Below are 7,909 nucleotides of genomic sequence, written 5' to 3'. Positions count from 1 at the left end.
CCTCCCCGGTGGCGCTGACGCTTACCGGGGCTACCAACCAAATGCCAAACCGTAGCCCGGATAAGGCGTGAGCCGCTATCCGGGAAACCTCACCTGCTGAGACCGAATCTTCACCGAATTGTAATCTGAACGACATCTGCGCCTTCTACTGTCTGGGCAGGACAGAGGAGGAGTCACTATGTTTAGTCTCGACAACGTTCTCGATGACCTGTGGCCTCAAGCGAGGCCCGCCCCCTGGCAGAAAAAGGTGTTGAAAAAGCTTCTGCATGAAGAAGAGTTCCAGCAATTTGCCGCCCGCCATCGTCACCTGAAAGGACTGGATACGGTCGAACAGGTCCTCGAACATCTCAATATCCGTTGCGCTATTCCGGCGCATGACCTCGAACAAATCCCCGAACATGGCCCGCTGGTGATTATCGCCAACCATCCGACCGGCACGCTCGATGGTCTCGCTCTGCTCTATGCTGTCTCCCGCGTGCGGCGCGATGTCAAAGTCGTCACTAACCGCATGCTGACCCATCTTGAACCGCTGAGCTCGCTGTTTATTCCGGTGGATAATATCAACGGCCGTACCGCCAAAGCGGCGCTGCAGCAGATGGACCAACAGCTTCAGCAGGGTGGCGTGCTGATCTTCTTCCCGGCGGGGGAAGTCTCGCGTCTGACCCGCCGCGGCATCCGTGATAAAAAATGGCATCCCGGCTTCATCAAGCTGGCGGCAAAATACCGCGCGCCGCTGCTGCCGGCGTGGATCCGCGCCCACAACAGCCCGCTGTTCTACGCCAGCACCCTGCTCTCCGAGAATCTGCCGCTGCTGCTATTAATGCAGCAGATGTTTCGCCGCCGCGATAGCAGCTTGCCGTTACGCATTGGCCAGCAAATCGCGTGGTCATCGTGGCATCAGCCGCCGCTTTCCGCCCGCGAACTGGCGGACCGCTGCTACCGCCACGTCGAGCTCCTCGGTAAAGGACACCCCGGCCTGTTTAAAAGCGAAAGTGCGATCGCCCGCCCGGAAGACCGCGCGCTGCTCAAACGTGAGCTGGCAAAAACCGAATGTCTGGGCAAAACCGCGGACGGTAAGCTGATTTATCTGTGGCAGCGCAACGGCCAGGAAGAGGCGCCGCTGCTGCGCGAACTGGGCCGTCTGCGGGAGATCGCCTTCCGGGCGGTCGGCGAAGGCAGCGGCAAACGCCGCGATATTGATAGCTACGATGATGACTATCTGCACCTGATTTTATGGGATGAAGAGGATCTGGAGATCGTCGGCGCCTACCGTTTTATGCCTACCGCCATACAACTGGAGAAACGGGGACTGGAGGGCATCTACAGCTACAGCCTGTTCCACTACGACGCGCGGATGGACGATATTCTGCAGCACGGGATTGAACTGGGGCGCAGCTTCATTCAGCCGCGCTACTGGGGACGCCGCGGGCTGGATTATCTCTGGTCAGGCATCGGCGCCTGGCTGGCGCGTAATCCGCACTATCGCTATCTTTTTGGCCCAGTCTCGATTTCCGGCGGCTTGCCGCCAGATGCCCGCGATTTGCTGGTTGCCTTCTACCGCTTATGGTTTCCGGCGACGCATCCGCTGGCCAAATCCCGTCGCCCCTACCCAGCTTCGCTACCCGAGGTGCTGGCGCAGTTTGGCGGCGAGGATTACACCGAAGACCTGACGCGGCTGAAGTCCCTGCTCGGCAACCTCGGCTGCGGCATCCCGCCGCTGTATAAACAGTACTCGGAAGTGTGCGAGCCGGGCGGCGTGCAGTTTATCGATTTCGGCAGCGACCCGGACTTTAATCACTGCGTCGATGGGCTGGTACTGGTGGATTTAACCTACCTGAAAGCCAACCGCTACCAGCGCTACATCGGCGCGCATCTCTAGCCGTTTATCCCGCCCGGTAGAACGGCTTATCGCCAAGAATTGTCGCGCGGTGCATGATGCGCCGCTGCGGCAGATAGTCGGCGTTAGCGTAATGCTGCGTCACCCGGTTATCCCAAATCGCCACATCGTTCGGCTGCCAGCGCCAGCGCACCTGGAATTCCGGTTTTGTGACGTGAGCAAACAGGAAATTCAGCAGCGCCTCGCTCTCTTTCTCGCTGACATCCACAATGCGGGTGGTAAACCCTTCATTGACAAACAGCGCCTGCTTACCGGTTACCGGATGGGTACGTACCACCGGGTGCAATAGCGGCGGGTTCTTCGCCACCGCCTCGCGCCAGCGCTGATGCTCCGCTTCCGTCTTGTTGTACTTGTACTCCTGGAACGATTTGCGGAAATCGTGCTCCGCGCGTAACCCGCTCAACAGCTGGCGAAACGGTTCAGAGAGCGCTTCCCAGGCGGCAATACCGCTGGTCCACAGGGTATCGCCGCCGGTAGAAGGTAACTCCTTCGCCGCCAGAATCGCCCCCGCCGGCGGCGTATCGATAAAGGTCACGTCGGTATGCCAGTTATCGTTGTCCGGCGGATTATCGTTATGGGTATCCAGCACGATAATTTCATCCACGCCCGGCGCATGCGGATAGACCGGATGGATATGCAAATCGCCAAAACGTAACGCCAGATCGCGCTGCTGTTGCGGGGTGATATTTTGCTCGCGCAAGAACACCACCTGATGGCGCAGCACCGCGTGGTATAGCTGCTCAAACTGATTGTCGCTTAACGGACGGGTCAAATCGGCTCCGGCCACCTGCGCGCCAATATACGGTCCCAACGGGGTAATGCTCAGACGTTCACTCATTGTACTTCTCCATGCCAGGGCGTCAGGCGGCGCTGCAACGCGCGCAGTCCCAGTTCCAGAACAAATGCGATTATCGCAATCACCGCGATCCCGGCTAACACCACATCGGTCGCCAGGAATTCACCGGCGGATTGCACCATAAAACCTAAGCCGCGAGTGGCGGCAATCAGCTCCGCCGCCACCAGCGTCGACCAACCGACGCCAAGGCCAATGCGCAGGCCGGTAAGAATTTCCGGCAGCGCGCCCGGCAGGATCACCAGCCACAGCACCTGAGCGCGACTGGCCCCTAAAGACTGTGCGGCGCGAACGCGGACCTGCTGCGCGCTTTTAACCCCCGCCAGCGTCGACATCACTACCGGAGCGAAAATAGCCAGATAGATCAGTAAGATTTTCGGCGTTTCGCCAATGCCGAACCAGATGATCACCAGCGGCAGCCACGCCAGCGGCGGTACCGGACGATACAGTTCGATCAGCGGGTCGAGGATCCCGCGTACCGTTGGGCTCAATCCCATGGCGATGCCCACCGGTACGCCAACGATCGCCGCCAGTACCAGCGCGATGGCGATACGCGTCAGGCTCGCCGCCAGATGCTGCCACAGGGTCGCGTCCATAAAGCCTTGCGGCCCGGCAATGGTCAGTAGCTTCTGCAATACCTGCCACGGCGAGGGTAAAAACAACGGGCTAATCAGCTGCAACGCGGTCACCGCCCACCAGATAGCCAGCAATACTGCCAGCGTCGCTACGCTAAGGGTCAGCTGCCGTGAAAGCGGCCAGCGCCATTTCAGCGCGCGCTGGCGCGGTTTATCATTGAGGACCACGCTCATGAGAAAGCCTCCCGTTGTTCGAACACCCTGCTAAGCACATATTCGCGCTGGGCGATAAATTGCGGATCCGATTTAATGCTGCGGCAGGATTCACCGGCGACAAAACGGCGGCCAAACTCCAGCGGCAGGCGTTCCTGCACCCGCCCCGGCCCCGGAGACAGCAGCACCAGCTCGCTGGCCATAAATACCGCTTCTTCGATATCGTGGGTAATCAACAGCACCTGCTTGCCGGTTTCATGCCACAGGCGCAGCAGCAGGGTTTGCATTTGCTCGCGAGTAAAGGCATCCAGCGCGCCGAAGGGCTCATCCAGCAGCAGAAGCTGCGGATCCGCCGCCAGCGCGCGCGCAATACCGACACGCTGGCGCTGGCCGCCGGAAAGCTGCCAGATAAAGCGCTTTTCCGCCCCCTGCAGGCCGACTTTTTTCAACATTTGCGCGGCGATTTCCCGGCGTCGGGTCTTTTCAACTCCCGCCAGCTGTAATCCCAGCGCGACGTTATCCAGCACGTTGCGCCACGGCAGCAGACCTTCATTTTGAAACACCACGCCGCGATCGGCGCCCGGCCCGTCGATGCGACGGCCTTCGAGAGTGATGCTGCCGTGCTGGTAAGGCACGAATCCGGCAATCAGGTTCAGCAGCGTGGTTTTGCCGCAGCCGGAGGGGCCCAGCACCACCAGCAGTTCGCCGCTGTCCAGCGTCAGGTTGATATCCGCCAGCGCTGGTTTACCGCCATAATCAGCGGAAAGATGCGAGATTTGCAGCATCAGAGCCTCCTTTTATTTCACGAAACGGTCGGTAACGAACTGGCTATAATCGGTTCCTGCGGCCGGCACTTTGCCCTGCTCTTTGAGGAATTTCGCGGTATCGATAATCGCCTGGTTCACCGGGCCGTTAAGCTCCTGCGCCTGCTGGGCGGCGGTAAGATAGGTATTGCCTTTGACTAACACCGGCACATCCGCCTCCGGCACGCCGCTCAGTCGCGACAGCTTGCTGAGATTTTCCGGCTGCTTCAGCCACGCATCCGGGTTGGCGATATAGGGCTGCTGCGCGTCGATGGCGCTTTTGGCGAAAGCTTTCACGATTTCCGGATGCTGCTCGGCAAAGTCTTTACGTACGACCCAGACATCCAGCGTCGGCGCGCCCCATTGCCCCACCTGCGCGGAGTCGGTCAGCACCTTGCCCTCTTTTTCCAGTTCGTTAACGGCTGGCGCCCACACGTAAGCGCCATCGATATCGCCGCGCTGCCAGGCGGCAATAATCGCCGGCGGCTGCAGGTTGATAATCTGCACCTGGCCCGGTTTGATTCCCCAATGTTTCAGCGCGGAAAGCAGGCTGTAGTGGGTGGTCGAAATAAACGGTACCGCAATGCGTTTGCCAATCAGATCTTCCGGCTTAGTGATATCTTTTTTCACCACCAGCGCTTCGGAATTCCCAAGCTTTGAGGCCAGCAGGAACACTTCAATCGGTACTTGCTGAGTGGCGGCCACCGCCAGCGGGCTGGAACCGAGGTTGCCGATTTGCACATCGCCTGAGGCCAGCGCGCGTACGATGCTGGAGCCGCTGTCGAATTTACGCCAGTCAACGGTGGCGCCGCTGGCTTTGGCGAAGGTGTTATCCGCCTGGGCGACTTTCGCCGGTTCGGCGGAGGTTTGATAGGCGACGGTGACGTTAACCGCCTGCGCCTGGAAGGCAGCGAAAGCCAGCGCCGCCAGAAGAGTAATTCGCGATGTGAATGCCATAGTGTCTGCTTCCCCTTAGTTGTTATGGGTGCAGTATTTCCGGCATCAGCGTGGAGATGAAGTAATTAAAAATTCTGCCTAATAGCGAATCGTTTTTAGAAGAAAAGCGGGATTAGATAGTTAAAAACAGGGATTAAAGAAATGGGTTCCCCCGGCTCGCGGTACTGGTAGCCCGGATCAGGCGCGGAGCGCCGCCATCCGGGGGGCAAGAAATACAGGTGTTAGCGGCCCGCCGCCAGCGCGGCGATATCCTGCGGCGTGGTGCGACAACAGCCGCCAATCAGCCTGGCGCCAGCCGCCAGCCACTGCGGCAAATAGGCCGCAAGCGTCGCGCAGGCTTCACCGTGATGATGCCAGGTCTTGGTCAGCGCATCATAGTGCTCGCCGGAGTTAGGATAGACCACCAGCGGCAGCGACGTCAGGCTGTGCAGATGCTGCAGCGCGGCGGTGGTATTTTCCAGCGCGATACAGTTAATCCCCAGCGCCAGCACCTGGGGATTATCGGCCAATACCGCAACAACCTCGCGCAGCGGCGTGCCGTCACTGAGATGTTCGGCGTCGCGCAGGGTCAACGAGAACCAGGCGCGGGCGCGCGGGTAGTCACGCAGCAGCGCCGCCAGCGCCGTGATTTCGGCAAACGACGGCAACGTTTCACAGGCCAGCAGATCCGCCCCGGCATCCAGCAGCGCTTCGACACGCGGGCGGTGGAACGCCTGAAACGCCTCCGCGCTGCGCTGATAATCGCCGCGATACTCAGAACCATCCGCCAGATACGCGCCATACGGCCCGACCGACCCGGCCACCAGCAACGTTCCCGCCTGCGGGTTTTCCGCCAGATACGCCTCGCGGGCTTTACGCGCCAGCTCGACGCTTTTACCTATCAGCGCCTTCGACTGCGCCTCATCCAGCCCGCGGGCGGCAAAGCCTGCCGGCGTTGCCTGATAGCTGGCGGTGATCGCCACCTGTGCGCCAGCGCGGAAATAGTCGAGATGCACATCGCGGATCAGCTGCGGATTCTCCAGCAGTACCTTCGCCGACCATAAACTATCGGCCAGATTGCAGCCGCGCGCTTCCAGCTCCGTCGCCATCGCGCCATCCAGCAGCACGAACGGTTGCGTTTCAAGGATTGCGGTTAGCGGATTATTCTGCGGCATGTTGCGGCTCCTGAGTTAATTTCCGTGTACGAGTCAGATAGTAAGCACCATAACACAGCGCGACGAACGGGATCCCGCACCACAGCGCAATACTCTGGCTTGGGTCAAAGGCCAGCCCCACGCAGGCCACCAGGCAGAGGACAAACCCCAGCACCGGCACCAGCGGATACCACGGCGCGCGATAGTGCAGCTCGCTTAACGCTTTGCCCTGTTGCAGATGGCGGCGGCGGAAGACAAAATGCGACGCGCAGATGCTCAGCCATACCGCGACCACCGCAAAACCGGAAATCGCCGACAGCGCAACAAACACCGTATCCGGCGCGACTACGCTGGAAAACAGCGCCAGCACGCCGCCCAGCATGCTCACCGACAGCGCGGTTAGCGGCACGCCGCGTTTATTCACTTTGGCAAAGCAGGCTGGCAACGTCTTCTCATTTGATAGCGACCACAGCATCCGTCCGGAGGCATACAGGCCGGAGTTGGCCGCCGACAAAATCGCGGTCAGGATCACAAAGTTAAAAATATCCGCCGCATAAGGAATGCCGACCTTTTCAAACACCAGTACGAACGGGCTTTTTTCCACCCCCGCCTGCTGCATCGGGATCAGCGCCGCGAGCACGAAAACGGTGCCAATAAAGAAAATAATCAGCCGGGCAATAGTGGTGCGGATTGCGACCGGAATCACCTGATGCGGGTTTTGCGTCTCGCCGGCGGCGATGCCGATAAGTTCGGTGCCCGAGAAAGCGAAGTTCACCGCCACCATAGTCATCAGGATCGGCAGGCCGCCATGAGGGAACCAGCCTTCGGCGGTGATGTTATGCAGCCCCGGCGCCGGTGAACCGTCGGTCAGCGGAATAAAGCCGAAGATGGCCGCGCCGCCGAGAATAATAAAAGCAAGGATGGTGATCACTTTGACCAGCGAGAACCAAAATTCGCCTTCGGCAAAGAAGCGGGTAGAGATAACATTCAGGGCGAAAATCACCGCGCAGAAAATCACGCACCAGACCCACACCGGCACCTGCGGGAACCAGTACTGCATACAGAATCCGGCGGCGGTAAAGCTCGAGCCGAGCGCCACGGTCCAGGTCAGCCAGTAGAGCCACGCCACGGTATAGCCGGTCGCCGGGCCGAGATAACGCGCGGCATACACGTGAAAGGCGCCGGTTTCCGGCATCGCCACTGACAGTTCGCCAAGACACTGCATCACCAGCCAGACCACCAGCGCGCCGATCAGATACGCCAGTAGCGTGCCCGCCGCGCCGGTGGTCGAGATAATATAGCCGGTATTGAAGAATAACCCTGTGCCAATGACGCCGCCCAGCGAGAGCATAATCAGGTGGCGCGTTTTCATGGTGCGCTTAAGTTGCCCACCTTGTTGTTGTGATGTTGTTTGCATATTGCCTTCTTTATGTATGGACGTCTAAACATCCAAATGAAGGTCATTTATACCGTGACGG

Annotated in this window: 7 protein-coding genes; 1 reads left to right on the top strand and 6 read right to left on the bottom strand. The window is 59.7% G+C overall.

The window, feature by feature from the left end; genetic code table 11:
- Positions 1 to 178 precede the first annotated feature (178 nt).
- Positions 179 to 1,879 carry a GNAT family N-acyltransferase gene (locus ABLU78_RS11200; protein WP_048228410.1) on the top strand — a complete coding sequence of 567 codons (1,701 nt, stop codon included), beginning with the start codon at positions 179 to 181 and terminating at the stop codon, positions 1,877 to 1,879.
- A 4-nt stretch (positions 1,880 to 1,883) separates the two neighbouring features.
- On the opposite strand, the gene tauD is transcribed toward ABLU78_RS11200, so the two are convergent.
- From tauD to mmuP, 6 genes are all read right to left on the bottom strand, one after another.
- Positions 1,884 to 2,735 (bottom strand): taurine dioxygenase, encoded by an 852-nt coding sequence (gene tauD, locus ABLU78_RS11195; protein WP_015704533.1) that lies wholly within the window; start codon positions 2,733 to 2,735, stop codon positions 1,884 to 1,886.
- Entirely contained in the window at positions 2,732 to 3,559 is an 828-nt protein-coding gene (gene tauC / locus ABLU78_RS11190) for a taurine ABC transporter permease TauC (protein WP_020079520.1), read from the bottom strand. Before tauC ends, tauD begins: the two co-directional genes overlap by 4 nt.
- Positions 3,556 to 4,323, bottom strand: a complete 768-nt coding sequence (tauB, locus tag ABLU78_RS11185) for a taurine ABC transporter ATP-binding subunit (protein ID WP_015368106.1) — start codon at positions 4,321 to 4,323, stop codon at positions 3,556 to 3,558. Before tauB ends, tauC begins: the two co-directional genes overlap by 4 nt.
- Positions 4,324 to 4,335: 12 nt before the next feature.
- On the bottom strand, positions 4,336 to 5,298 hold the full coding sequence (gene tauA / locus ABLU78_RS11180) for a taurine ABC transporter substrate-binding protein (protein ID WP_047042419.1): 963 nt from the start codon (positions 5,296 to 5,298) through the stop codon (positions 4,336 to 4,338).
- 221 nt (positions 5,299 to 5,519) lie between these two features.
- Positions 5,520 to 6,452 (bottom strand): homocysteine S-methyltransferase, encoded by a 933-nt coding sequence (mmuM, locus tag ABLU78_RS11175; protein ID WP_015368104.1) that lies wholly within the window; start codon positions 6,450 to 6,452, stop codon positions 5,520 to 5,522.
- Positions 6,439 to 7,848 carry an S-methylmethionine permease gene (mmuP, locus tag ABLU78_RS11170; protein WP_015704529.1) on the bottom strand — a complete coding sequence of 470 codons (1,410 nt, stop codon included), beginning with the start codon at positions 7,846 to 7,848 and terminating at the stop codon, positions 6,439 to 6,441. Before mmuP ends, mmuM begins: the two co-directional genes overlap by 14 nt.
- Between the last annotated feature and the right edge of the window lie 61 nt (positions 7,849 to 7,909).

The sequence above is a fragment of the Klebsiella sp. JN_Kp122 genome, assembly GCF_040062085.1.
Taxonomy (GTDB): domain Bacteria; phylum Pseudomonadota; class Gammaproteobacteria; order Enterobacterales; family Enterobacteriaceae; genus Klebsiella; species Klebsiella aerogenes.
This window is presented reverse-complemented; position numbering and strand designations above follow the sequence as displayed.

Bases quoted from the DNA above. Each gene is read 5' to 3' on its own strand.
- ABLU78_RS11200 (WP_048228410.1), top strand. From the start codon at position 179: ATGTTTAGTCTCGACAACGTTCTCGATGACCTGTGGCCTCAAGCGAGG.
- tauD (WP_015704533.1), bottom strand. From the start codon at position 2,735: ATGAGTGAACGTCTGAGCATTACCCCGTTGGGACCGTATATTGGCGCG.
- tauC (WP_020079520.1), bottom strand. From the start codon at position 3,559: ATGAGCGTGGTCCTCAATGATAAACCGCGCCAGCGCGCGCTGAAATGG.
- tauB (WP_015368106.1), bottom strand. From the start codon at position 4,323: ATGCTGCAAATCTCGCATCTTTCCGCTGATTATGGCGGTAAACCAGCG.
- tauA (WP_047042419.1), bottom strand. From the start codon at position 5,298: ATGGCATTCACATCGCGAATTACTCTTCTGGCGGCGCTGGCTTTCGCT.
- mmuM (WP_015368104.1), bottom strand. From the start codon at position 6,452: ATGCCGCAGAATAATCCGCTAACCGCAATCCTTGAAACGCAACCGTTC.
- mmuP (WP_015704529.1), bottom strand. From the start codon at position 7,848: ATGCAAACAACATCACAACAACAAGGTGGGCAACTTAAGCGCACCATG.